Annotated in this window: 25 protein-coding genes; 7 read left to right on the plus strand and 18 right to left on the minus strand. The window is 65.2% G+C overall.

Annotation, left to right across the window (positions count from 1 at the left end; translation table 11 throughout):
- A partial coding sequence (locus tag AQZ50_RS02995; RefSeq protein WP_197412368.1) for a 2-oxoacid:acceptor oxidoreductase family protein occupies positions 1–586 on the minus strand: 586 nt, incomplete at its 3' end.
- Positions 587–883: 297 nt separating this feature from the next.
- Here AQZ50_RS02995 and AQZ50_RS03000 point away from each other — a divergent pair.
- On the plus strand, positions 884–1,849 hold the full coding sequence (locus AQZ50_RS03000) for an alpha/beta hydrolase (protein ID WP_067742499.1): 966 nt from the start codon (positions 884–886) through the stop codon (positions 1,847–1,849).
- The gene (locus AQZ50_RS03005; RefSeq protein WP_067742502.1) at positions 1,850–2,368 is read left to right on the plus strand and encodes an RNA pyrophosphohydrolase; all 519 of its coding nucleotides are present in this window, start codon (positions 1,850–1,852) and stop codon (positions 2,366–2,368) included.
- A gap of 1 nt (position 2,369) precedes the next feature.
- Here the strand turns inward: AQZ50_RS03005 and AQZ50_RS03010 are convergent, their stop codons facing one another.
- The 5 genes from AQZ50_RS03010 to AQZ50_RS03030 form a co-directional block, all read right to left on the minus strand.
- Positions 2,370–2,939 carry a hypothetical protein gene (locus tag AQZ50_RS03010; RefSeq protein ID WP_067742504.1) on the minus strand — a complete coding sequence of 190 codons (570 nt, stop codon included), beginning with the start codon at positions 2,937–2,939 and terminating at the stop codon, positions 2,370–2,372.
- A gap of 92 nt (positions 2,940–3,031) precedes the next feature.
- Positions 3,032–3,538 carry a tetratricopeptide repeat protein gene (locus AQZ50_RS03015; protein WP_231730083.1) on the minus strand — a complete coding sequence of 169 codons (507 nt, stop codon included), beginning with the start codon at positions 3,536–3,538 and terminating at the stop codon, positions 3,032–3,034.
- 89 nt (positions 3,539–3,627) lie between these two features.
- Positions 3,628–4,809 (minus strand): RsmB/NOP family class I SAM-dependent RNA methyltransferase, encoded by a 1,182-nt coding sequence (locus AQZ50_RS03020; RefSeq protein WP_067742508.1) that lies wholly within the window; start codon positions 4,807–4,809, stop codon positions 3,628–3,630.
- A 30-nt stretch (positions 4,810–4,839) separates the two neighbouring features.
- Positions 4,840–6,297, minus strand: coding sequence for an IMP dehydrogenase (gene guaB, locus AQZ50_RS03025; protein WP_067743683.1), 1,458 nt, complete (start codon positions 6,295–6,297; stop codon positions 4,840–4,842).
- 101 nt (positions 6,298–6,398) lie between these two features.
- Positions 6,399–7,973, minus strand: coding sequence for a M20/M25/M40 family metallo-hydrolase (locus AQZ50_RS03030; protein WP_067742510.1), 1,575 nt, complete (start codon positions 7,971–7,973; stop codon positions 6,399–6,401).
- Between the two features lie 230 nt (positions 7,974–8,203).
- Here AQZ50_RS03030 and AQZ50_RS03035 point away from each other — a divergent pair, with 230 nt between their 5' ends.
- Positions 8,204–9,088 carry a KPN_02809 family neutral zinc metallopeptidase gene (locus AQZ50_RS03035; RefSeq protein ID WP_067743686.1) on the plus strand — a complete coding sequence of 295 codons (885 nt, stop codon included), beginning with the start codon at positions 8,204–8,206 and terminating at the stop codon, positions 9,086–9,088.
- A 42-nt stretch (positions 9,089–9,130) separates the two neighbouring features.
- Here the strand turns inward: AQZ50_RS03035 and AQZ50_RS03040 are convergent, their stop codons facing one another.
- Both AQZ50_RS03040 and AQZ50_RS03045 read right to left on the minus strand, forming a co-directional pair.
- A complete protein-coding gene (locus AQZ50_RS03040) occupies positions 9,131–9,592 on the minus strand; it encodes a hypothetical protein (protein ID WP_067742512.1) in 462 nt (153 codons plus the stop codon).
- 84 nt (positions 9,593–9,676) lie between these two features.
- Positions 9,677–10,429, minus strand: coding sequence for a hypothetical protein (locus tag AQZ50_RS03045; RefSeq protein ID WP_067742513.1), 753 nt, complete (start codon positions 10,427–10,429; stop codon positions 9,677–9,679).
- A gap of 216 nt (positions 10,430–10,645) precedes the next feature.
- On the opposite strand from AQZ50_RS03045, the gene AQZ50_RS03050 reads away from it, so the two are divergent.
- Positions 10,646–11,125: a hypothetical protein gene (locus AQZ50_RS03050; protein WP_067742516.1), complete on the plus strand. Its 480-nt coding sequence runs from the start codon at positions 10,646–10,648 to the stop codon at positions 11,123–11,125.
- 27 nt (positions 11,126–11,152) lie between these two features.
- Here AQZ50_RS03050 and AQZ50_RS03055 read toward each other — a convergent pair whose 3' ends face one another.
- The 4 genes from AQZ50_RS03055 to sdhC form a co-directional block, all read right to left on the minus strand.
- Positions 11,153–11,458: an alkylphosphonate utilization protein gene (locus AQZ50_RS03055; protein WP_067742518.1), complete on the minus strand. Its 306-nt coding sequence runs from the start codon at positions 11,456–11,458 to the stop codon at positions 11,153–11,155.
- A gap of 141 nt (positions 11,459–11,599) precedes the next feature.
- Positions 11,600–13,405, minus strand: a complete 1,806-nt coding sequence (gene sdhA / locus AQZ50_RS03060; RefSeq protein ID WP_067742520.1) for a succinate dehydrogenase flavoprotein subunit — start codon at positions 13,403–13,405, stop codon at positions 11,600–11,602.
- 3 nt (positions 13,406–13,408) lie between these two features.
- On the minus strand, positions 13,409–13,792 hold the full coding sequence (sdhD, locus tag AQZ50_RS03065) for a succinate dehydrogenase, hydrophobic membrane anchor protein (RefSeq protein WP_067742522.1): 384 nt from the start codon (positions 13,790–13,792) through the stop codon (positions 13,409–13,411).
- Positions 13,793–13,824: 32 nt separating this feature from the next.
- Positions 13,825–14,253: a succinate dehydrogenase, cytochrome b556 subunit gene (gene sdhC / locus AQZ50_RS03070; protein ID WP_067742525.1), complete on the minus strand. Its 429-nt coding sequence runs from the start codon at positions 14,251–14,253 to the stop codon at positions 13,825–13,827.
- Positions 14,254–14,556: 303 nt separating this feature from the next.
- Between sdhC and AQZ50_RS03075 the strand changes: the two genes are divergently transcribed.
- Positions 14,557–15,540, plus strand: a complete 984-nt coding sequence (locus tag AQZ50_RS03075; protein WP_197412369.1) for a 50S ribosomal protein L11 methyltransferase — start codon at positions 14,557–14,559, stop codon at positions 15,538–15,540.
- Positions 15,541–15,559: 19 nt separating this feature from the next.
- On the opposite strand, the gene AQZ50_RS03080 is transcribed toward AQZ50_RS03075, so the two are convergent.
- From AQZ50_RS03080 to recN, 5 genes are read right to left on the minus strand one after another with little or no spacing between them, the layout of a single operon-like run.
- The gene (locus tag AQZ50_RS03080; RefSeq protein WP_067742530.1) at positions 15,560–16,054 is read right to left on the minus strand and encodes a CinA family protein; all 495 of its coding nucleotides are present in this window, start codon (positions 16,052–16,054) and stop codon (positions 15,560–15,562) included.
- Entirely contained in the window at positions 16,051–16,689 is a 639-nt protein-coding gene (locus tag AQZ50_RS03085; protein WP_067742533.1) for a LysE family translocator, read from the minus strand. The genes AQZ50_RS03080 and AQZ50_RS03085 overlap by 4 nt, the downstream gene beginning before the upstream one ends.
- Before the next feature lie 5 nt (positions 16,690–16,694).
- Positions 16,695–18,743: an NAD-dependent DNA ligase LigA gene (gene ligA / locus AQZ50_RS03090; RefSeq protein ID WP_067742536.1), complete on the minus strand. Its 2,049-nt coding sequence runs from the start codon at positions 18,741–18,743 to the stop codon at positions 16,695–16,697.
- A complete protein-coding gene (locus AQZ50_RS03095) occupies positions 18,736–19,428 on the minus strand; it encodes a GNAT family N-acetyltransferase (RefSeq protein WP_067742539.1) in 693 nt (230 codons plus the stop codon). Before AQZ50_RS03095 ends, ligA begins: the two co-directional genes overlap by 8 nt.
- Before the next feature lie 18 nt (positions 19,429–19,446).
- Positions 19,447–21,111, minus strand: a complete 1,665-nt coding sequence (gene recN / locus AQZ50_RS03100) for a DNA repair protein RecN (protein ID WP_067742542.1) — start codon at positions 21,109–21,111, stop codon at positions 19,447–19,449.
- Between the two features lie 182 nt (positions 21,112–21,293).
- On the opposite strand from recN, the gene AQZ50_RS03105 reads away from it, so the two are divergent.
- On the plus strand, positions 21,294–22,211 hold the full coding sequence (locus AQZ50_RS03105) for a UDP-2,3-diacylglucosamine diphosphatase (RefSeq protein ID WP_067742545.1): 918 nt from the start codon (positions 21,294–21,296) through the stop codon (positions 22,209–22,211).
- Positions 22,208–23,278, plus strand: coding sequence for a glycosyltransferase family 4 protein (locus AQZ50_RS03110; RefSeq protein WP_067742548.1), 1,071 nt, complete (start codon positions 22,208–22,210; stop codon positions 23,276–23,278). Before AQZ50_RS03105 ends, AQZ50_RS03110 begins: the two co-directional genes overlap by 4 nt.
- Before the next feature lie 37 nt (positions 23,279–23,315).
- Here AQZ50_RS03110 and AQZ50_RS03115 read toward each other — a convergent pair whose 3' ends face one another.
- Positions 23,316–24,122: an outer membrane protein assembly factor BamD gene (locus tag AQZ50_RS03115; RefSeq protein ID WP_067742551.1), complete on the minus strand. Its 807-nt coding sequence runs from the start codon at positions 24,120–24,122 to the stop codon at positions 23,316–23,318.
- Between the last annotated feature and the right edge of the window lie 76 nt (positions 24,123–24,198).

Consider the following 24,198-nt stretch of genomic DNA (forward strand, 5'->3'; position numbering starts at 1 on the left):
GCGGCTGCCGGTCACGGTCGAACATCCACAGCGCAAGGCCCAGCGTCCACATGTTCTTGCAGCGCAGCGCTTCCTTGTTGCCAAGCCCGAACGGCTTTACCGCCTGCAAGGTCAGCGCGGAAATGTCGAAAGCGAGCAATTGCCATTTGTGCAGGCTGCCGTCTTCAAGCGGATTGACCTCGTATTTCGCCTTTTCGAGGTTGCGCTTGTTGAATTCTCCGCTGTCCGCGATGATCAGCCCGCCCGCCTTGAGCGCGCCGACATTGGTCTTCAGCGCAGCCGGGTTCATCGCGATCAGCACATCGGGCTGATCGCCCGCCGTATCGATTTCGGTCGAGCCGAAATTGATCTGAAACGCCGAAACGCCAAACAGCGTGCCCTGCGGCGCGCGAATTTCCGCCGGAAAGTCGGGGAACGTGGCCAGGTCGTTGCCCGCCAGCGCGGTCGACAGGGTGAATTGCCCCCCGGTCAACTGCATCCCGTCGCCCGAGTCTCCGGCAAACCGGACCACAACCGCTTCGGGCGCCGCTGCGGCATCCTTGCCACCGGTCAGCGCGTCGGGCCCGTCGATCAATGCTGTAGCCATCGTATTCCTCGCTTGGCGGATCGGTCAGCGGGCCGATCGCCCTTTCCTTCAACCATGCCTGCGGTTGTCGGCAATGCGCCTAACGCCCGGTGCGCCCGAGCGCAAAAAAGAAATTCTCCGGCGCTCCATACCCGCAAGATGACTCCCGCCATGAAGTCAGTGATCGCAGGTATCCTTGATAACGGTCAAGACACCTAGTCAAGTTGCAAAAGCGCACTTACCCATGGTTGCGTGCATGGCAGAGGCGATTCCACGCCCGCGACCCGCAGCCACCTTTGAGAGAGGATCCGGATTATCATGGCAGAGGCTGAACCGCAGACCCGCCCTACCGCTTATGTGCGGCCCGACGTGCAGGGATTTCTCGATTTCATGAACGCCGCCGGAGCCCCGCCGATGAGCGCGCTGACGCCCGAACTGGCGCGCCAGACCTATCTGGCCATGGCCAGCGTCGGCGAGCGCGATCCCCTGCCCCTGCCCGTGATCCGCGACCTGACCGCCCCCGGGCCCGCAGGGCCGATTCGGGTGCGCCTCTATGATTCGCGCGAAACGCGCGAGCCGGGTCCGGCTGTCGTGTTCTTTCACGGCGGCGGCTTCGTCATCGGCGATCTCGACACGCACCATGCGTTTTGCACCGAAATCGCCGCCGCGCTCGACCTGCCGGTGATCGCGGTCGACTACCGGCTTGCCCCAGAGCACCCCTTCCCTGCAGCACCCGACGATTGCGAGGTCGCTGCGCGCTGGGTCGCGTCCAGCCCGGCCGAGCTGGGCCGCACGATTACCGGCTTGATTCTGACCGGCGATTCGGCGGGAGGAAATCTGGCGATCGTGGTGACGCAGGCCCTGGCGGCCTCCCCCGCAGCGGTTCCCGTGATTCTGCAGGCGCCGATCTATCCGGTGACCGACGACCGGCCCGATCATGCCTCGTTTGCGCAGTTCGCCGACGGTTTTCTGCTGACGGCGGATACCATGGCGTGGTTTTCCGACGGCTATGGGGCGACGCCGGGCGAGCCCCGCGCCTTTCCGATCTACAATGACCATGCCAATACGCCGCCGACCGTGCTAGTAACCGCCGGACTCGATCCGATCCGCGACAGCGGCCGGGTCTATGGAGCCGAACTGGTCCGTGCCGGAGCGAATGTCACGTTTCTGGAATTCAAGGGGATCATCCATGGCTTCGTCCAGCTGCGCAAGGCGATCCCGAGCGCACAGGACGACATCGCCACAATTTTCGCTGCCATCAGGCAGCAACTGGAACGTATATAAATGACTGAACAATTTGCCGGGCTTCCCTATCGCCCTTGCGTCGGCGTGATGATGGTCAATGCACAGGGCCGCGTCTTTGTCGGCCAGCGTATCGATACCCGCGACCGGGCCGCGCGCGGCGAGGCCGCTGTCGGCGAAGGGGATGCCTGGCAAATGCCGCAAGGCGGGATCGATGACGGCGAGGATGTGCGCCCCGCGGGCTTGCGCGAACTCCACGAAGAAACCGGCGTGACCGCAGATCTTGTTCAGGTCATCGCCGAATCGCGTGAGGAATATTTCTATGACCTGCCGCCCGAATTGCTCGGCCGGTTGTGGAAAGGGCGCTATCGCGGTCAGCGGCAGAAATGGCTGTTGCTGCGGTTTAACGGCGAAGACAGCCAGGTCGATCTGAATGTCCACAATCCGGCCGAATTCGCCGAATGGAAATGGGTCGATCCCGAGGAGCTGCCCGATCTGATCGTGCCGTTCAAGCGGCGCGTCTATCGCCAGGTGCTCGACGAATTCCGCCCGTTGCTGTGATCTAGACGAGCAGCGAAAGCAGGTTCTGCTGGCTTTGCGAATAGGCACCGGCCAGCGCACTGAGGATTGTCTGCTGCTGCGTGCCGGTGGCCGATGTGTCGGTTGATGTTGAAGTGCTGCTTGTGCCGGTGCTGTTTGTGCCGGTGCTGCTCTGGCCGGCGACTTCGCTCAACAGGCTGCTCAAACTCGTCGCGCTGCTTGCGGAACCTGTGCTTCCAGTCAAATCGGCGATCAGGCTTCCGGCATTGCTCGCGCTGTTGCTGCCGAGAATTGTCGCGATCAGGCCGGTGTTGCTCGTGCTGCTGCCGCTGTTCGCCAGACTGAGCAGGGTCGCCAGCGTACTGGTCGAACTGCTGCTTCCCGTGCCGAGCAAGGCCGACAGCGAACTGCTGACGCTGCTGTCCTGAACCAGCGCGGTCACCGCCCCGCCGAGCGTGCTGCCGGTTCCGGCAGTGCCGGTCGAGCTTGCGCCGGAGCTATCCGTCGATGATGCCGACGAGGTCTTGGCTTGCGCCTCGTAATAGCTGGTATAGGCCGCCATCGCGCCCGTTGCGCTCGAAATGCTGGTCATTGCCGCAGGTTTCCTGGCACCCGATTCGGGGCAGATGAACCATGCGCCGCGCCTGGTTGGCGCCGGGCAAAGCAATCGATCGGGAAAATTACCTAGTTGGCCTGCGCCACCGGCTGCGGCTTTACCGCATCGGCCGAAACCACTTTGGGCGCGGGGCCCCGGGCGATCGCTTCGGCAAGCGCGCGCGTTTCGGCGCAGCCCTTGCCACACAGCCCTTCGAGCCGGGCCAGGTCGGCATGTGCCTTGGCCAGCGCGCCTTTTTCCGCCATCGCCCCGCCTTCGCCGCTGATCGCGTCGAGGTCGTTGGGATCGCGATCGAGCGCGACGCGATAATAGTGGATCGCCTTGCCCTGCATCCCGGCCTTGCGCGCGGCATCGCCCAGCGCGACCAGCGTACCCGCATAGCCCGGATCGACCGCCAGCGCGGATTCAAACGCGTCCGTCGCGCCATCGACATCGCCATGCGCCAATGCCGTGCGCCCGATGGACAACAAATCGCCCGCGCGCGGATCGGCCGGGCCCGTCACCTTTGCCTGCCCCATGCTGCCGGTCACGGCGAGCACGAGCGAAAGGGCCAGGGCAGCGGGGAAATAACGCATCAACAACTCCCGAAATCGTGCAGAACCCGGTAAGGCGCCGGGTGAATCCGACCGTCCAGAGCGCCCTGTGTGCATGACGCCGTCGATTATCATGGCCGAACCAGGTTTGCGAAGAAAAACCCGTCGGTTCCGTCATATCCCGGCCCAAGGCGCCATCCGGCGCCGCGCGCACGCCCGATCGGCGCCGCGACAGGACCGGCGCGCCATTCGGCATGGCGGGAAAGGAATGCGGCGATGCCTTCGGTACCTTCGGCATCGAGCAGTGAGCAGGTGATGAAAGTGATCCGTCCGCCCGGCCGGACCAGTGTGGCCGCCAGATCGAGGACATGCGCCTGCGTGCGGGCATAACGCGCGATCGTCTCGGGTGTCAGGCGCCAGCGTGCCTCGGGATTGCGGCGCCAGGTGCCCGTCCCCGAACACGGCGCATCGACCAGCACGACATCGACCTGCCCTGCCAGATCAAGCAAACCTTGCGCTTCGCGCCCGGCATCGAGCAAGCGCGTTTCGACCGTGGCACCGGCCCGCGCGGCGCGCTCGGGCAGCCGCGACAGCCGCGCGCGATCGATGTCGCAGGCAATCAGCCGCCCCCGGTTGTGCATGGCGGCGGCCAGCGCCAAGGTCTTGCCACCCGCCCCGGCGCACAAGTCCACCACGGTCTCTGCGCCCGAAACACCGATGGCAGCACAGGCGAGCTGGCTACCTGCATCCTGCACTTCGAACAGACCTTCGGCAAAGGCGGGCCAGGCCTCCGCCCGGGTTCCCGACGGCAGCCGCAGGGAATCGGGCGCCGGGCCCGGCTCGGCGGCGACCGGCAACTGCGCCATCAATGCCTCACGCGTGGTAAGCAGACGATTGGCGCGCAAATCGAGCGGTGCGCGAGTCAACAGCGCGGCCAGTTCGGTCCGATCAAGCCCGCTTTGAATCAACGCCTCGACCAGCCAGCCCGGCGCGATTCCCCGCGCCGCCGCCGCTTCGCCGGGCCCGATCGGCGCGGGGCCATAGCCGGACCCGTCGAACAGCGCGGCCAGCGCCGGATCGTCAAGCGCGAGCCGCAGCATCGCGGCACGACCGTTTTCGGGAATGTCGCCACAGGCGCGGATCGCATCCCACGCCAGATCGCGGATCGCACGGCGGTCCTTCGATCCGACAAAACGCCGCGTGCGAAACCAGTCGGCGGCAATGCGATCGGCCGAGGCACCCTGCCCCCGCGCCGCCGCGATGATTGCGTCGAGCACATCAATCGCCGCCTGAACGCGCGCCGCCGGGTTCACGATTGCCTGCTCCGGCCCGGCGGCAGCGGTTCAGCGCGTCGGATAATTCGGCGCCTCACGCGTGATCGTCACGTCATGAACGTGGCTTTCGCGCAGGCCCGCGCCGGTGATCCGCACAAACCGCGCCTTGGCTTTCAGCTCGGCGATGGTCGCGCTGCCGGTATAGCCCATGGCGGCCTTGATCCCGCCCACAAGCTGGTGAACGACATCCTTGGCCGTCCCCTTGTAAGGCACCTGACCCTCGATCCCTTCGGGAACGAGCTTCATCTGATCCTTGATGTCCTGCTGAAAATAGCGATCGGCAGAGCCGCGCGCCATCGCACCGACCGAGCCCATGCCGCGATAGGATTTATAGGCGCGCCCCTGATAGAGGAACGTTTCGCCCGGCGCTTCCTCGGTGCCGGCGAGCAGCGAGCCGATCATGATCGTGCTCGCGCCTGCGGCCAGCGCCTTGGCCGCATCGCCCGACGTGCGCAAGCCGCCATCGGCAATCACCGGAACGCCCGACATTTCGGCTTCTTCGGCGCATTCCATCACGGCGGTCAATTGCGGCACGCCGACGCCTGCGACAATGCGCGTGGTGCAGATCGAGCCCGGCCCGATGCCGACCTTGATCGCATCGGCCCCGGCATCGATCAGCGCGCGGGTTGCTTCGGCGGTGGCGACATTGCCCGCGATCACCTGCACATCGTTGGACAGCTTTTTGACCGCATCGACCGCGCGGGCAACATCGGCATTGTGACCGTGCGCGGTGTCGATCACGATCACATCGCATTCCGCCTCGATCAGCGCGCGGGTGCGGGCCAGCCCCTTTTCACCGACCGTGGTCGCCGCTGCAACGCGCAGCCGCCCCGAGGCGTCCTTGGTTGCGCTGGGATAATTGACCGCCTTTTCGATGTCCTTGACCGTGATCAGGCCGATGCAGCGATAGGCTTCGTCGACGACCAGCAACTTTTCGATACGGCGCTGGTGCAGCAGGCGGCGCGCGTCATCGCCTGTCGTGCCGAGCGGGACGGTGGCGAGGTTTTCGTGCGTCATCAGCTCGCGCACCGGCTGCGCCGGATTGTCGGCAAATCGCACGTCGCGGTTGGTAAGGATGCCGACCAGTCGACCCGAACCTTCAACCACCGGAATGCCGCTGATCTTGTGATGACGCATCAGCGCCTGCGCTTCGCCGAGCGTCGATTCCGGCGTGATCGTGATCGGATTGACCACCATGCCGCTTTCGAAACGCTTGACCGCGCGCACTGCGGCGCACTGTTGCTCGACCGTCAGATTGCGGTGAAGCACGCCGATCCCGCCAAGCTGCGCCATGACGATCGCCATGTCCGCCTCGGTCACGGTATCCATCGCCGAAGACAGCACCGGGATGCTGAGCGGGATCGTGCGGGTCAGACGTGTGCGGGTATCTGCCTGGCTTGGCACGAGGTCCGAGGCCCCCGGACGCAGCAGAACATCATCGTAAGTCAGGCCAAGGGGGATGTCGATCACGGCTGCCACTTTCTAACCGGGGGGAATCGTGGCGGCCCATGTAATCAAGCCAAGCGGATATGGCCAGTGCTCTTTTCGTCCCTGTTTCAACCGGGCATTCAGCGCGCGGCGCTGTCCTGGCGCGGCACCGGCGGGCCCGGAAACCGATGCGCATCGGCGAAATACCGCGCCAGTTCGACTTGCAGCACGACATCTTCGGCCATGCCGCCATATTCCACGCGCGCGGCGACGTCGGTCGGTCGATGATAGCGCTCGTCCATGAATTTTTCGAGCCGGGCGGGGTCGGAATAGGCACTGCTGACCATGACGGCGGGGACATCGTGCTGAATGAAAGCCCAGCCGTCCTGCCGCCGGACATAGGCATTGGCGCCGTTGCCCGTCACCAGGCGGCGGTGCATTCCTTTGAGAACATTGGCAATGCTGTCGTCGAGATCGGTCATCCCGGCGCCGATCACGCTGACCGGCAGCCCCGGCCCGACAAGACCGGTCGAATCGACATTGAGCACCGCCATGATCGCATCAAGCGGCAACGGCGGATTTTCGGCAAAGGCCTGCGCGCCAAGCAGCCCAAGCTCTTCGCCCGTCGTCGCCAGGAAATAGACATCGCGATCGAGCGGACGCCCGTTCGACAGCATCCGCGCCGCCTCGGTGATCACGGCAAGCCCGCTGGCATTGTCAACCGCGCCGTTGCAGATCAGGTGTTCGGCCGGCGGGTCGGCGCAACGCCCGAAGTGATCCCAGTGCGCCACGATCACGACGGCGCCCAGATCATGGCGGCGCCCCTCCAGCTTGCCGATCAGGTTATGCGTGTGAATGCGCGTTTCGCGCCCGGTCGCCTCCAGCGTGCCGCTCAGCGCGATCGGGTGCGGGGCAAAGCCGGGCTCTGCGCCCATGACGCGCAAGGCGGCCAGTTTTCCGGCACCTGCGGCTTCGAGCAAGGTTTCAGCGACTTCGGGCGTCACATAGGCCTGCAAGTCGCCGCCCAGTTTCTGGCCGGCGAGCGCATAACCGGGGCGGCGGCGGCGCGCGGCGACATCCTCGATCCGCCGGGTGCCGTCGAGCACGGTGATCACCGCCGCCGCGCCCGCATCGAGCAGGCGCCCCGCGCGGTCGTCGGGGCCGACGGTATCGGGCGTGCCTTTTGGCGACTGACTGTCGAGAATCAGGGCGATCCGACCGGCCAGTTCGGTGCGCGCGGTTTCCGGATTGGTGTCCTTGCCGACAAACACCAGCGGCGCGTCCTCGATCAGACTGCGCAAGCCCGAAGTCACCACGAAGACGCCGTTGGCCTCGATCGGCACATGGCGGTGTCCGCGCTGAAACACGGCGCGGCTCCCCTGCGGGACTCGCTCGACCAGTTCGACCGGGGCGAACCACGCATTGCCGGGATCATTGGTGCCGCTGACCAGCCCGATGTCGAACCATTGCCGGGCAAGATAGCGCAGCGTCTTGGTTTCGCCTTCGGTGCCCGGCTCGCGACCGCCGAAATCGTCGCTGGCCAAAGTTTCGACATGGTGGCGCAGCGCCGTTTCGAGCGGGCCCGGTTGCGACCCGCCCGGCGGCGGCGCAGCGCGCGCGCCGATCAGCATGAAAGCGATCAGCACAGCGGCAACAGCACGCGCCCGCGACCGTCGTGCCGATTGCGCCTGCCACCGCTGTTGCCGAAACCCCATTGCGCGATCCTGTTTCAAAAAGGGCGGCCTGTTACAGCGGTGGCCTGTTACAACGGGCGGATTGTCCTGCACATGCCCGTTTCCACCTGCCTGACAAATGGTGCGTTTCGGCGCAAGCGCGCATTTCACCAAAGCGGCACCCTTCCGATCATTGCCGCCATCGCGGATGCCTTTTGCAGCCGATGTGGTATGGCGCGGGCACGGTTTTGCGATGCAACGATGAGGCGGCTGTGCGGCTCGACGATTTCGACGATTCGATCAATGTGGAGGATCAGCGCGGCCAAAGTTTCGGCGGCGGGTTTGGGGGCGGCGGTTTGCCGTTCTGGCTGTTGTTCACGGTCTGGGGGTGGTTCGGCTGCGGCGGCGTGGCGCTGGTGATCGCGGGGTTCGCCGCGTTTGGCCTGTTGCGCAATGTGGGTCACGAGGCCGGAACGCAGCAGGCGGGGTTCGCCCCCGGCGGGCACAGCGTCGCGCAAAGCTGCAACGTCAACGCCTATAGCCACGAAAGCTGCAACGCGCTGTCCTCGCTCGACAAGACGTGGAAGCCGGTGCTGACGCGAATGGGCGTGCCGTTTCGTGCGCCCAAGCTGGTATTCTATGCGCGCGAGGGCGAATCCGGCTGCGGCGAGGCGCAAAGCGCCATGGGCCCGTTCTATTGCCCCAGCGATCAGGGCATCTATCTCGACACCGCATTTTATGACGAAACGGCCGGAAAGCTGGGCGCTGACGGCGATTTCGCACGGGTCTATGTCATGGCGCACGAATTCGGGCACCATGTCCAGAATCTGCTCGGCACCTCGGACAAAGTCCGTGCGGCGCAGGTGCGCAGTCCTTCGGCGGCGAACCACCTGTCGGTCGAACTGGAATTGCAGGCGGATTGCTATGCCGGGGTCTGGGCCGCGCTCAATGCCGACCGGATCGAGCCCGGCGACATCCAGTCGGGCCTGAAAGCCGCGCATCAGATCGGCGACGACACGCTGATGAAGGAAGCAGGACGCACGCCGGTCGAGGCGGCCTTTACCCACGGCAGCGCGGCGCAGCGCATGCACTGGCTGAAGGCCGGGCTCGACAGCGGCGGCAATCCCGAAGTCTGCGATACGTTCGCCGACCAATGATGCGTCCGCGCCCCGGGCCGAATCCGGGGCGCGGCCTGATCGTCAGCGCCAGTGGTGATGGTGATGGTGGTGGTGGTGCGGTTGGGGCCCGATCCACACGCGACCGTCCCAGCGATAGCCATGCCCGCGATACCAGTCGGCATGATGGTTGTGCCAATAGGGCGGCGGCGGCGGCGGGCCCATGACCCATACCTGACCGTTCCAGAAATACCCGTGCGAGCGGAACCACCGCGCGCTGTGGTGATGATGGTGATGATGGTGCATGTTGACGCCGATGCCGATGTTGAGCCCGGCGGGGATCATGTGCGCCTCGCTTTGCATTTCCCCGTTTTGCATTTCATCATCGGCATGGAGCCGCGCCATCGCATCGGGCACGGGTTCGAGCAGGTCGGCATAGCTGCGCGCCGCCGGAATCGGGTCTGCCATCGCCATCGGCGCGAGCGCCGCACTCCCGACAAGCGCAATGCCTGCCGCGCTCGCCAGCATGATCGTCTTGTGCTTCATGTCGTGTCCTTTCGCTTCGTTGATCGGCCCCGTCCCTCTGCATTGTCTAACAGACATGGGCCGTGCCGCTCCTGAACGCGGCTTTCAGGCGCCGTTCAGCGCGGGATTATCGTCATCGACCGGCTTGCGCGCCCGCGCGGCGCGATAGAGATTGCGATAGGTGCCGTCGAAAACCGTCCGCGTGTCCGAAATCCAGCGGGTTCCTGCGGCCAGGTCATCGCGACTGACGGCAAGGCGGCGCGCACGCAGTTCGCGCTGCGCCGCGTCCTCGTCCGACATCGGCGCAAGCTCGATTTCGGGGTCTTCGGGAATGACGACAAAGGCCATCATCGGCTCGTCCTTGCGAAAGACATGGGTAACGCCCGGCGGCGGGCTGCGAAATATCGCAAAAAACACCATCGGCCACCATTCCGACCGGATCAGCGCGGGCACAGCGAGCGGCGTCGAATGCGTCGGATCGGTGAAATAGCGCGGATGCGGCTCGGTGCGCACGGCAAAGCCCGGCGGCACGGCAATATCGAGCGAAAGCTGATAGGAATAATAGTCCGCGCCAAACGGCCGAAACGGAGGCCAGGCGGGCTCGCCCGGCGGCGGTGGGCCCCAATCGGCATCAAGGTGCACATGCCCGTCGACTGTGGTCACGCGCAATTCCGCATCGAACGGATAGACCAGTTCGAGGCCATAGCGTGCGCTTTCCGAAAAGGGCAGGCAATGCCAGGGCTGCTCGTGATTGCCGTCGGCGCGCGGCTGCTTGTCCCCGGCCCAGCCCGGCACGGTAATGCGGACAGGGCGCGGCGACGGTCGGTCGCCGTGCATGCGATAGGTCACTTTGGGCATGACGTCCTCTTTTGCGTCTGAAGCGGCATTTCTGCGCGGGGCTGCATGACTTGCGCATGAACCGCGCGCGCCCGAACCAAAGCGATGATTTGCCGTAAGGCTGTATGCAGCCAGACGTGGTACAAGCTCGCCATGAAAGACATGACTCCCCCCTCGCCACGAACTGCGCCGATGACTTCGGCGTTCGCGCTGTTGTCTTTTGCGTGTGGTATCGGAATGGCAAACCCCATTCCAGCCTCGGCGCAGACTGCCGCCGCACCCCAATCGGTTACTGCCGGCGATGTCGCGGGAAAGCCTCTCGACGATCTCAATCTGCGCAAGGAAAAGATCGCCCCGGTGCTCGAAGCGGCCCAGGCCAACCCCTACCGGATTCCCGGCAAGGGGCGCTGCGCCGATCTGAACCGCGAAGTTGCCGATCTCAACGAAGCCCTCGGGCCCGACATCGACGAAAGCATTTCACCCAGCGCCCAGCAAAAGCGCGACCGCGCCATCGGCGGAACCGCCCGCTCGGTTGTCGGCAGCCTGATCCCGTTTGGCGGGGTGGTCCGCGAAATCAGCGGCGCGAACGCCGCCGAAAATCACCGCGAACTCTATCTTTACGCAGGCATCGTCCGCCGCGCCTTTATCAAGGGCTATGCCAGGGCGCGGGCCTGCCGGATCGCGCACTACATCCCGCCGGTTCCGGACAAGAAGTAAGGCATGCCCCAGACGGGCAGGACTTGATCAGGCGCGTTTGCGAACGAATTCGGCGCGCAGGACGAGCCCCTTGATTCCGTCGAAACGGCAGTCGATTTCTTGCGCATCGCCGGTCAGGCGGATCGACTTGATCAATGTGCCGCGCTTGAGCGTTTGCCCCGCGCCTTTGACTTCGAGATCCTTGATCAGCGTGACCTGATCGCCATCGGCAAGGAGGTTGCCGACGGAATCGCGCACTTCGACGCGATCAGCCGCCGCCTTGCGCTCGGCAAGCTCGGATGCGGCCATCCATTCGCCGCTTTCCTCGTCATAGACATAGTCTTCGTCTGCCATGGAAATTCTCCTGTTTCCGCAGCTCGCCGCAGGGGCGAACGCTGCCAATGGATTGCGCATCCGCGCTTTTGCCCATCTTGCCAAGCAAAAAGGCCGGGGCGTTGCCACCCCGGCCTTTTGCTTGCGCGCTTGATGCGACGATCAGTACACGCGGGCCTTGGGCTTGATGTACGTGGCATCGTCGGTCAGCGTGTATTCGTGGACCGGGCGGTAATCGAGGCGGACGCCGCCGCCCTGGCCGCCCCAACCGTCAAACCACGCCACGGTGTGCTTCATCCAGTTCGCGTCATCGCGGCTGGGGAAATCTTCGTGGGCGTGAGCGCCGCGGCTTTCCTTGCGGTTATAGGCGCCGTGCATCGTCACCGACGCCTGACTGATCAGGTTGTCGAGCTCCATCGTTTCGACGAGATCCGAATTCCAGATCAGCGAGCGGTCGGTCACGCCGACATCCTGGAACCGTTCATACGTCGCGGCGAGCTTGACCTTGCCTTCGGCCATCAGCTCGTCGGTGCGGAACACGGCGGCGTGCTGGCTCATCGTGCGCTGCATTTCGACGCGGATTTCCGCCGTGGGCGAGCTGCCCTTGGCATTGCGGAAGTGATCGAGGCGCGACAGCGCGAGGTCCGCGCTGTCCTTGGGCAGCGAGTCGTGGCTCGTGCCCGGCTTGATCAGTTCCTTGAGCCGCAGGCCGGTTGCGCGGCCAAACACGACGAGGTCGATCAGCGAGTTCGAACCGAGGCGATTGGCGCCGTGGACCGAAACGCAGGCCGCTTCGCCGACTGCAAACAGGCCGGGGACAACCGTTTCAGGGTTGCCGTCGGCACCGATCGTCATGACTTCGCCATGATAGTTGGTCGGAATGCCGCCCATGTTGTAGTGGACGGTCGGCACGACGGGCAGCGGCTGGCGCGTCAGGTCGACACCGGCGAAGATCTTGCCGCTTTCGGTGATGCCCGGCAGGCGTTCGCCGAGAATCTTCGGATCGATGTGATCGAGGTGCAGGTAGATATGGTCCTTGTGCGGACCGACGCCGCGCCCTTCACGGATTTCCAGCGCCATCGAGCGCGACACGACGTCGCGGCTGGCCAGATCCTTGGCCGAAGGGGCATAACGCTCCATGAAGCGTTCGCCTTCGGAGTTGGTCAGATAGCCGCCTTCGCCGCGTGCGCCCTCGGTGATCAACACGCCCGCGCCATAGATGCCGGTCGGGTGGAACTGCACGAATTCCATGTCCTGCAGCGGCAGGCCCGCGCGCAGCACCATGCCGCCGCCGTCGCCGGTGCAGGTATGGGCCGAAGTCGCGGTGAAATAGCTGCGGCCATAACCGCCGGTTGCCAGCACGACCGAGTGCGAGCGGAAGCGGTGGATCGAGCCGTCATCCATGCACAGCGCGATAACGCCGCGGCATTCACCGTTTTCCATGATCAGGTCGATGGCGAAATATTCGATGAAGAAATCGGCATCGTACTTCAGCGACTGTTGATACAGCGCGTGCAGCATGGCGTGGCCGGTACGGTCGGCGGCGGCACAAGTGCGCTGCACCGGGGGGCCTTCGCCCATGTTCTGCATGTGGCCGCCAAACGGACGCTGATAGATCGTGCCGTCGGCGTTGCGGCTGAACGGAACGCCGGCGTGTTCGAGTTCATAGACCGCAGCCGGAGCTTCGCGGACCATGTATTCGATCGCGTCCTGATCGCCCAGCCAGTCCGACCCCTTGACGGTGTCGTACATGTGCCAGGTCCAGTGGTCGGGCGTGTTGTTGCACAGCGAGGCGGCAATCCCGCCCTGCGCCGCAACGGTGTGCGAACGCGTGGGGAAAACCTTGGTGATGCAAGCCGTGCGCAGGCCGGCCTGCGCCGCGCCCATTGTCGCGCGCAGGCCCGAACCGCCGGCGCCGACGACCACCACGTCATAGGTATGGTCGATGATCTTGTATGCGGCAGTCATGGCTCAGGCGCCTCCCAGGGCAATGCGGATGACGGAGACAATACCGAACGCGGCACCCGCGAAAGGCACGATGTTCACAAACAGCCAGGCAGCGATCTTGCCGGCGTCTTCGTGGACATAGTCTTCCAGCATCACCTGCACGCCGAGGCGCGCGTGATAGAACGTGTTGATGAAGATCAGCACCAGCGCGGTCGCCGGGACCGGCTGCGCCAGCCACGAATGGACCGCTTGATAGTCATAGCCCGGCAGAAGCGCGAGGCTGACCAGCAGATAGGGGATGAGGACGAGATTGCCCACCGCCGTCAGGCGGGTAGCAAGCCAGTGATGCGCGCCATGGTGGCTGGAGCCCAGCCCCCGCACGCGGCCGATGGAAGTACCGTTACCCATTGAATCCTCGATCGTTACGGCAAGGCCACGCGTCAGCGCGGCAGGAGCACGAAAGCCCAGAACAGGGCGGTGGCGAGTACCGAGAACACCATCGTCAGCACCGACCAGCGCGCATTGGTGTGCAGTTCATAGCCCGCGCCGACGTCGAGCACGAGATGGCGCACACCCGTCGCGAGATGCTGAAAAAAGGCCCAGGTCAGGCCGATCAGCACGACTTTGCCCAGAATCGAGGTCAGGCCGCTGAGCGGGCTGGCCGTACCGGTCCAGACATAGGCGATGAACGTCTGATAGCTCTGTTCACCACCGGCGATTGCACCGACCCACCACAGCAACAGGCCAAGACCGGCGAAGGTCAGCCCGTTTCCGGTGACGCGGTGCAGGATCGAAACCAGCATTGCCGGGCCCCAGCGCCAGATCTGGAGGTGCGGCGAGATCGGCCGGTTGCTGCTTGCCTGCGCCATGCAAAACTCCTCAAATGCCAAACGGCCACGGCCCATCGACCATAGCCCAACAGTATGTCCCGGCCAAAGGCGTGTATGGCCGAGACGTCAAGCGCGATTCGTATTAGTGGAAATGCCGCAACGCGCAACCTGTGCCGCAGTGTAACATGCATAGGTCTTATATCAGGGCATGATCGGGCGGGCGGCTGCCCCGTTGCGGCGCCCGTCATACCCATCTAAGGCGCAGGGCATGACGGATCGCGACAGCGGCAAAGATTGCGCCTATCGGCGTGTACTGCGCGCGCGATGCGAATGGAGCCAATCATGTCGGATGAAACCACGCCAGGCGAAGACGCCTGGAAAGTCACCTTTTTCGGCCCGCGCGCGCAAATTCAGGCGGCGCTGGTGGCGCACGAGGATGCGTTCGACTGGGATCCGGAGATTGTCCTTGCCGGCAGCGAGATTGCCGAAGACTTTCCCGACGACTGGCGCCTGGAAGCCTGGCTCTCGCATGCGCCATCGGCGGAGGACCTGTCGGCGATGCGCGCGCTGTTTGCCGACTATGCACCCGAGGCGCATGTCGAACACCTGCCGCCGACCGACTGGGTGACGCTGAGCCAGGCCGGGGTCGAGCCGATCCGCGAAGGGCCGTTTTACGTCCATACCGCCGATCATCCGCCGCTGAACCAGCCCGGTGTGCGCAATTTCGTGATTCCGGCGAGCTTGGCCTTCGGCACGGGGCAACATGCCACCACCGCCGGGTGCCTTGCCATGCTGGCCACGATGAAGCGGCGCGGCGTGGTCGTGCGCAATATTGCCGACATCGGCACGGGCACAGGCCTGCTGACGTTTGCGGCCATGCATCTGTGGCCGATGGCGCGTGCGATGGCGAGCGACATCGACCCGGTCTGCGGCCCGGTCGTGGCGGACAATGCCGAAGCCAACGGGGTCCGCATGGGCGATGGCAACGGGCGCATGGCCATGGTCATCGCGCCGGGGATGGCCCATCCGCTGCTGCGTGCGAGCGCGCCTTATGACTTGCTGATCGCCAATATCCTGGCCGGGCCGCTGGTTGAACTGGCACCCGATTTCGCAGGCGCCGTCGTGCCGGGCGGCAATATCCTGCTTTCGGGATTGCTGACCACGCAGGAACCCGCCGTGCGCGCGGCCTATACCCGCGCGGGGCTGCGCCTTGCCGCGCGGATGACGCGCGGCGACTGGTCGATCCTGTGGCTGCGCCGTCGCCGGTTTGGCGGGGTCCGGCCGAGCCAGGTCGGCGTGCTGCCTGAATGGTCGAAACGCTGGTGAGCGAAACGCTGGTGAGCGATCAGGGCTCCAGCGCCTCGGCCAGCAGAGTCAGCGCGGCCATGGCAAAGGCGTGCATGTTGCCGAGCCGATCCTCGCTGCCGGTGTGAACCGTGATCGCGGCGCGGATGCCGCCGGGGCCGACGACGCCGATCGCACTGGTGCCCGAGGCGACGCCGAGCGGGTGGCGCCCCGGCCCGGCGGCGCCGGTTTCGGCAATGCCCCAATCGGCGTCATAGCGTCTGGCGATCAGCTCTGCCTGCGCCAGCGCATAGGCCTCGGTCGCCGAGGTCAGCCCGCGCAATGTCCCCGGCTCATGACCGAGCACGATTCGCCGCCCCTTGAGCGAATAGATGATCCCGCCGCCGCGATAGAATGCCGAGGCGCCGGGCATGGCCAGCAATCCGGCGGAAATCAGGCCGCTGGTCGCCCCGTCGACAACCGCCAGCGTTTCTCCGCGCGCAACCAGCAAGGCCCCTGCCCGCGCGCCGACACCTGCGAGTTGCTCCAAAGTCATGGGCGCGTGCCCGCGATGGCGAGGCCAAACGCAACGAACACGCCGCCGGTCACCCGGTTGAACAGCCGCCGTCGCGCCGGTCGCTTGAGCCAGGCGGCAAGGCCGCGCCCGCCGAGCGCATAGACGAAATACCAGGTGAATTCGACGACGCCGAACGTTGCCACCATGATCGCGAACTGCCCGCCTTTGGGCCGCGCCGGATCGAGAAACAACGGCAGGAACGCGGCGGCAAACAGCAAGGCCTTGGGATTGCTCACGCCGATCGAAAAGCCGGTGCGGAACAGGCGCCAGCGCGAAGGCCCGGCCTCGGCACGCGCCAGTTCGGCCTCGGCGGGATCGATTTCATCCTCGACCGGGGCAATCCACGCCTTGTAGCCAAGCCAGACGAGATAGGCCGCGCCCGACAGCTTGAGCACGGTAAACGCCGCCGGGATCGCCAGCAGCAGCGCGGTCAGCCCCGCCGCCGAAGCCGCAAGCAGGCTGACCACGGCGGTAAAACAGCCAAACATCGCCATGACCGACGGCATCAGGCCATGTTCGATGCTGCGCGTCATGACGTGGAGCATGTTCGGCCCGGGCGATGCCGAGATGAAAAAGACCGTGGCGACGAACATCCACCAGGTATGCAATGCCATTGCTGTTATCCCGCGTTTCGCACGATGTCGGCCCATTGGGCTTCGTCGATCACTTCGATACCGAGCGCTGCGGCCTGTTTCAGCTTTGACCCCGCGCCGGGCCCGGCGACGACAAGATCGGTCTTGGCCGAAACCGACCCGGCAGAGCGCGCGCCAAGCGCTTCGGCCTGGGCCTTGGCTTCGTCGCGGCTCATCGTTTCGAGCTTGCCGGTAAATACCACGGTCTTTCCGGCGACGGTGCTGGCCTTTGTTTCGACGATATAGTCGGGCGGGGCGAGCTGGCCCAGCAAATCGTCCCACACCGCGCGGTTATGCGGCTCATGGAAAAATTCGCCCAGCGCCTCGACCACCACCGGGCCGACGCCATCGATCCCGAGCAGATCGGCGCGCGCCTCTTCATCCCCGGCATGGGCCCGCTCGGCGACAGCGCGCAAGCGCGGCAACGTGACGAACCGCTTCATCAGATCGCGCGCCGTGACTTGCCCGACATGGCGAATGCCGAGCGCAAACAGCAGCCGTGCCGCATCGGGCGCACGGCGCGCCTCGATTGCCGACAGCAGATTGTCGACCGATTTGTCCTTCCACCCGTCGCGCCCGACGATGTCGTTGCGGCGCGCTTTCAGGCGGAAAATGTCGGCGGGGCTTTCGAGCCAGCCCAGCGCAAAAAACTCGCCGATGGTCTTTTCGCCCAGTCCCTCGATGTCGAGCGCGGCGCGGCTGACGAAATGGCGCAGCCGTTCGGTGCGTTGCGCCGGGCAGATCAGCCCGCCGGTGCAGCGCACGTCGACTTCGCCGTCTTCGGCCACGGCTTCGGACCGGCATTCGGGGCAATGGTCGGGAAAGTGGTAAGGCTCGCGCGGTTCGTCGCGAGTCAGATTGTCGACCACTTGGGGAATGACATCGCCCGCGCGTTGCAGGACGACGCGATCACCGACGCGCACGCCCAATCGCGCGATCTCGTCGCGGTTGTGCAGCGTGACATTGGTGACGGTCACCCCGCCGACCAGCACCGGGCGCAACCGCCCCACCGGAGTCAGCTTGCCGGTGCGTCCGACTTGCACGTCGATCGCCTCGATCACCGTTTCGGCGCGTTCGGCAGGAAACTTGTGCGCCATGGCCCAGCGCGGCGACCTGGCGACAAAGCCGAGCCGTTCCTGCCAGTCGAGCCGGTCGACTTTATAGACAACACCGTCGATGTCATGCGGCAGGCCGGGGCGGCGCGCCTGAATATCGCGGTAATGGGCGAGCATGTCTTCACTCGAGGCGCAGCGCACGAGCAGCGGCGACACAGGCACGCCCCAGCTTGCAATCGCCTGCATCACGTCGAACTGCGTTTCGGCGGGCAAGGCGCTGGTAGCCCCCCAGCCATGGGCCAGAAAGCGCAACCGGCGATTGGCGGTGACGCCGGCATCCTTTTGCCGCAGCGATCCGGCGGCAGCGTTGCGCGGATTGGCAAACAGCTTTTCGTCTTTTTCGTCCTGCGCGGCATTGAGCGCGGCGAAATCGGCGTGAGTCATGTAGACTTCGCCGCGAATCTCGAACACGTCGGGCACAGCCCCGGCCAGAACTTGCGGAATATCGCCGATCGTGGCGACATTGGCAGTGACATCCTCGCCCACTTGCCCATCGCCGCGCGTCGCAGCGCGCACCAGTCGGCCGGATTCATAGCGCAACGAACACGACAGGCCGTCGATCTTGTCTTCGGCGGTCATGACCAGCCCGGCTTCGGGCGGCAGCGCGAGAAAGCGGCGCACGCGCGCAACGAATTCGCCGACTTCCTCGTCGGTAAAGGCGTTGTCGAGGCTCATCATCCGCACCTCATGGCGGACTTTCGACAAAGGCGAGGCGGCGACATCATGACCGACCTTGCGGCTCGGGCTGTCAGCGCGAATCAGGTGCGGAAACGCCGCCTCGATCTCGGCATTGCGACGGATCAGCGCATCGTATTCGGCGTCGGAAATCTCCGGCGTATCGAGCGTGTGATATAGCCTGTCATGATGCGCGATCTGACGGGCCAGGCGCATCAGTTCGTTGGCGGCTTCGGCCTCAGTCATGTCCCGCCTTTCCCAAGATCGTCACCACCCGCTCGCGGCGCACATCGAAGCCCAGACTGCGATAGAGCGCGATGGCCCCGGCATTGTCGGCATAGCTGTGCAGAAACGAGGCCAGTCCCCGCGCGCGATGTCCGGCCATGACATGGCGGATCAAGCGCCCGGCCAGCCCCTGCCCGCGAAACGCCGGATCACTGCAGACGCCGCTGACTTCGACGATACCCGGCGCCGGGCGCAACCGTTCGCCCGCCATGGCGATCAGGCGCCCTTCGTGTCGCACCCCGTAAAACGGACCATAGCGCCAGGTCGATGGCCCCCATGGCCCCGGCCGATTGGCGAGCGCCAGCGCGGTCATTGCGGGCACGTCGGCCTCGCCCAGCGCGACAATATCGTCCGATGCTGCGGCATCGACCGGCCCGCTTGCGATCATCTGCACCAGATGCGCGACTTTGCGCACCACAGTACCGGGCGCCGCAATCCCGTCATCCTCGATCAGCCAGATTTCATCCTCGGCATCGCGCAACAAGGCGGCGAGCGCCAAGTCCTGCCCCGGCGCAGCAGCGGCGAAGGGACCATACGCGGGATCGATCCGCCAGGCTTGCGGCGACCCTTGCGCCAGCGCGGCCTGCGGCCCGGTCAGAGCCGACCACGCCGGTCGGTCGAGAAAGCTATCGAACACAGAAGACATGCCCGCGCGCTTGCCCGATCATGCCTGTTCGAGCAAGCGGTCCGCCTGCGCGCGCGCTTCGGGCGTGATCTCCGCGCCCGACAGCATGCGCGCGATCTCTTCCTTGCGCCCGGCGGAATCGAGCAGCGCGACCGACGTGCGCGTGACCGTGCCTTCGCTCGATTTGGCGATGAGGAAATGGTTGCGCCCGCGCGCCGCGACTTGCGGGCTGTGCGTAACGGCGAGCAATTGCCCGGCGTGCGCCAGCCGGGCGAGCCGTTCGCCGATCGCGCTGGCCACCGCGCCACCGACGCCGCGATCGATTTCGTCGAAAATCACCGTCGCGGCGCCGCCCTCTTCGGCCAAGGCGACTTTGAGCGCGAGAATGAAGCGCGACAGTTCGCCGCCCGAGGCAATCTTGCCCAAAGGGGCAAAGGCGCTGCCGGGATTGGTCGAAATCAGGAATTCGACCGCATCGACGCCTTGCGGTCCCCAGCGATCGTCGGGCAGCCGCACGACAGCGGTACGGAATCGCGCCGCATCGAGCTTGAGCGGGGCAAGTTCCTGCGCCACCGCCGCGTCGAGCCGTCGCGCCGCTTCGGCCCTGACCACCGACAGCGCCTCGGCCTTGGCCTGATAATCGAGCCCCGCATCGTGTGCTGCGCGTTCGAGCTGCAGGATATGCGCGTCGCCGCTTTCGATCGCGTCGAGCGCGGCGCGCATTTCGGCCGTCTTTGCCGCCAGTTCATCGGCGGCGCAGCCGTGCTTGCGCGCGGCGGCACGCAGTTCGAACAATCGCGTCTCGATACGGTCGAGCGACAAGGGATCGTGCGCCAGCGCTTCCATTGCGGCGGCAATGCGGTCTTCGGCCTCGCCCGCCTCGATCACCGCGCGGTCGAGCGAGGCCAGCGCTTCGGCCAGCAAGGGATGTTCGCCGGCAATACGGTCGAGCCGCCGGGCCGCGCTGCGCAAACCGGCGAGCGCAGAATCCGATCCTTCCCACAGTACCTGCAACGCGGCGAGGTCGCTCGACAGGCGCTCGCCCTTCTGCATCGCGGCGCGCTGTTGCGCGAGATCGGCTTCCTCGCCCACTTGCGCATCGAGCGCGACCAGTTCGGCCAGATGCGCGGTCAACAAGTCCTCGTCCGCGCGGGCCGCCGTGACCGCTGCGCGCGCTGCGGCCAGGTCTGCCTCGGCGCGGCTCCAGCGGTGCCAGGCCTGCGCGACGGAGGCGGTATCGGCATGGGCATAGCGGTCGAGCAGGGCGCGATGGCCGCGCGCGTTGACCAGCCCGCGATCATCATGCTGACCATGAAGCTCGACGAGATGGCGCGACAAGTCCCGCAAGAGCGCAACGCCGACCGGTTGATCGTTGATAAAGGCCCGGCTGCCGCCATCGGCGCGCAAGCGGCGCTTGATGATCAGCGCTTCGCCCGGTTCGATGGCGATGTCCGCCTCGGCCAGCGCGGCGCGGATCGCATCGGGCAGGCGATCGAACTCGAATGTCGCGGTGACGCTGGCCTGATCGGTGCCGGCACGCACGAGGCCGGTGTCGGCGCGATCGCCCAGAACCAGCCCGAGCGAATCGAGCAGGATCGACTTGCCCGCGCCGGTTTCGCCGGTCAACACGCCCAACCCGGCGCGAAACACCAGGTCCAGCGCCTCGATCAGCACGACATTGCGGATGGCAAGAGCGGTCAGCATCGCTCAGGTCATAGCCATCACGGCGCCCCCCGTCACCCTTTGTTCTCCCCCATTGTTGCCCGCATCCGCCATATTTCAACCGCGTGACACAGTGCCATGCGAACGAAACGTGATTGTGACAGTGAGTCGCAGGAGATCGGGATTTCAGTCAAATCGCAAACCACCAATAAAGGGGCAAGCCGATGGCACAGCATGCGCTGTTGAAGGACGGCAAGAGGGGGCTGCCTTCGGCCCGGGATCTCGCCACATCGATTCCCGCCTGGCTCGAATTGCCCGAACCGCGCGGGTTCCGCCCCAAGCGCAAAGTGCGCACCGTGTGGATTTCCGATCTTCATCTCGGCACACGCGGCTGCAACGCGACGATGCTGCTCGATTTCCTGGCCTCGATCGAGTGCGAAACACTCTATCTCGTCGGCGACATCGTCGATGGCTGGCGGCTGTCCAAAGGCTGGTACTGGCCCGACGAACACAATGAAGTGGTCCGCCGCGTGCTCAAGATGGCGCATCGCGGCACACGCGTCGTGCTGATTGCGGGCAATCACGATGAAATGCTGCGGCCTTATGCCGGGATGGGGTTTGGCGGCGTCGAACTGGCGCTCGATGCGATCCATCATACCGCCGATGGCCGCCGGATCTATGTCACGCATGGCGACGGGTTTGACGGGGTGGTGCTCTATGCCCGCTGGCTAGCGTTCCTTGGCGACAAGGCCTACGAATTCCTGCTGCGGACCAACCATTGGGTCAATCTGATCCGCCGCCAGTTCCGCCTGCCGTACTGGTCGCTGTCGGCCTATATGAAAAAGCGAGTCAAGAACGCGGTCCAGTTCATCTGCGATTTCGAGGAAGCGGTGGCGCATGCCGCGCGCGACATGGGGGTCGACGGGGTCGTCTGCGGCCATATCCATTGCGCCGAAATCCGCCAGATCGGCGATGTGACGTATTACAACGACGGCGATTGGGTCGAAAGCTGCACCGCGCTGGTCGAAGACTCGCATGGGGCCATCAGCATTGTCGACTGGGCAGCGGAAACCGCAAAGCAGGCCGCCGCGCCGATGCCTGCCGAAACGCAAGACGCCCCGCGCGAAAGGGAACAGGCATGAGACTCGCCATCTGCACCGATGCCTGGCACCCGCAAGTCAATGGCGTCGTGCGCACGCTGTCGACCACCGTCGACCGCCTGACCCGGCGCGGGCATGAGGTCGAACTGGTCACCCCGTCGCAGTTCTTCACGTTTGCCCTGCCCGGCTATAACGAGATCCGGCTGGCCATGGCGCCGCGTTTCGGCACCCGCCGCACGCTGCGCGCCTTTGCCCCCGACATCGTGCATATCGCCACCGAAGGCCCGATCGGCTGGAGCGCGCGCGCCTGGTGCAAAAGCAACCGGGTGCCGTTTACCAGCGCGTTTCACACCCGCTTTCCCGACTATGCGGCGGTGCGCACCGGGCTAAGCCCCGCGCATTTCTGGCCCTTGATGCGCCGGTTCCATGCGCCGAGCGAGGCGGTGCTGGTTTCGACCCCGTCTCTGGCGGCAGAGCTTGCCGACTATGGCATAGGCCATTCGCGGATGTGGTCGCGCGGGATCGACGATGCGCTGTTTCATCCGCACCATGCGCCGCACCCGGCCATGGCTGCCCTGCCCCGCCCGATCACGCTCAATGTCGGGCGCGTCGCGGTCGAAAAGAACCTGACCGCGTTTCTCGACGCCGATGTGCCCGGGACCAAAGTCGTCGTGGGCAACGGCCCCGATCTTGAGGCGATGCGCGCGCGCTATCCGCATGTGGTGTTTCTTGGCGCACTGACCGGCGATGCCTTGGCCAGCGCTTATTGCGCCGCCGATGCGTTCGTCTTTCCCAGCCGCACCGATACGTTCGGGCTGGTGATGATCGAAGCCATGGCCTGCGGTGTTCCGGTCGCGGCCTATCCGGTGCCGGGACCGATCGACATCATCGGGCCGCACGGGCGCGGCCCCGGTTCGCTGCTGCCGATGCAGGTCGGCGCGCTGGATGAGGATCTCGCCCTTGCCATTCGCCGCGCGCTGCGCTGCGATCGGATCGGCGCGGCGGTCTATGGCGCCAGCTATTCGTGGGATCGCGCGACCGACCAGTTCGTCGCCGCCATCAGCGAGGCGCTCGAACGGCGCAAGATCAGGGAATTGATCGCGGCCTGATAGAACGGCCCGTCAGATCGGGCCGCGATCGGCCCGATCAACTGGCTTTGGTATTGGGCGCCTTGGCGTTCATCAGCCGGAAAGCGCGACCATACCATTCGCTGCCCGGATAGTTGTTGCCGAGCACCGCAGCGGCCTTTTGCGCTTCCTGCGGGATGCCGAGCGCGAGGTAGCATTCGACAAGGCGATAGAGCGCTTCGGGGGTGTGGCTGGTCGCCTGATACTTGTCGATCACGCTGCGAAAGCGGATCGTACCGGCCAGCCACTTGCCGCTATGCTGGTAGAATCGACCGATTTCCATTTCCTTGCCGGCAAGGTGATCGTTCACCAGGTCGATCTTGAGCTTGGCATCGGTCGCATATTCGGTTGCCGGATAGCGACGGATCACTTCGGTCAGCGCATCGAGCGCCTGCTTGGTGTCCTTTTGGTCGCGGCGCACGTCGCTGATCTGTTCGTAATAGCACAGCGAGACGAGGTAATAGGCATAAGGCGCATCCTTGTTGCCGGGGTGTACCGACAGGAAACGCTGTGCCGCCTGAACCGATTTCGCATAGTCACGCGCGACGTAATAGCTGAACGCGCTCATCAATTCGGCGCGGCGGGCCCAGGGCGAATATGGATGCTGCCGCTCGACTTCATCGAACAGCGCGGCGGCCTGCTTGGCATCGCCCAGATCGAGCCGCTCTTTCGCGGCCATGTAGAGCGTGTCGACATCGCGCGCGACATAGGCGACGTCCTTCTTGGGCTTGGAGCTGCCACCGCAACCGGCAAGGCCGATCGACAACGTGACAAGGGCAAGGATCGGAAGGCGCAGCGGATGGCGGCCAAGGGCTTCGAGCGTCATAGGGGGCTCGTATAGCCACCGAGACCCGCGCCGCCAAGCACCGTTCGCGCTTGACAGCCAAACCGCGCACGATTTC

This window comes from Novosphingobium sp. Fuku2-ISO-50, from assembly GCF_001519055.1.
Lineage (GTDB): Bacteria > Pseudomonadota > Alphaproteobacteria > Sphingomonadales > Sphingomonadaceae > Novosphingobium.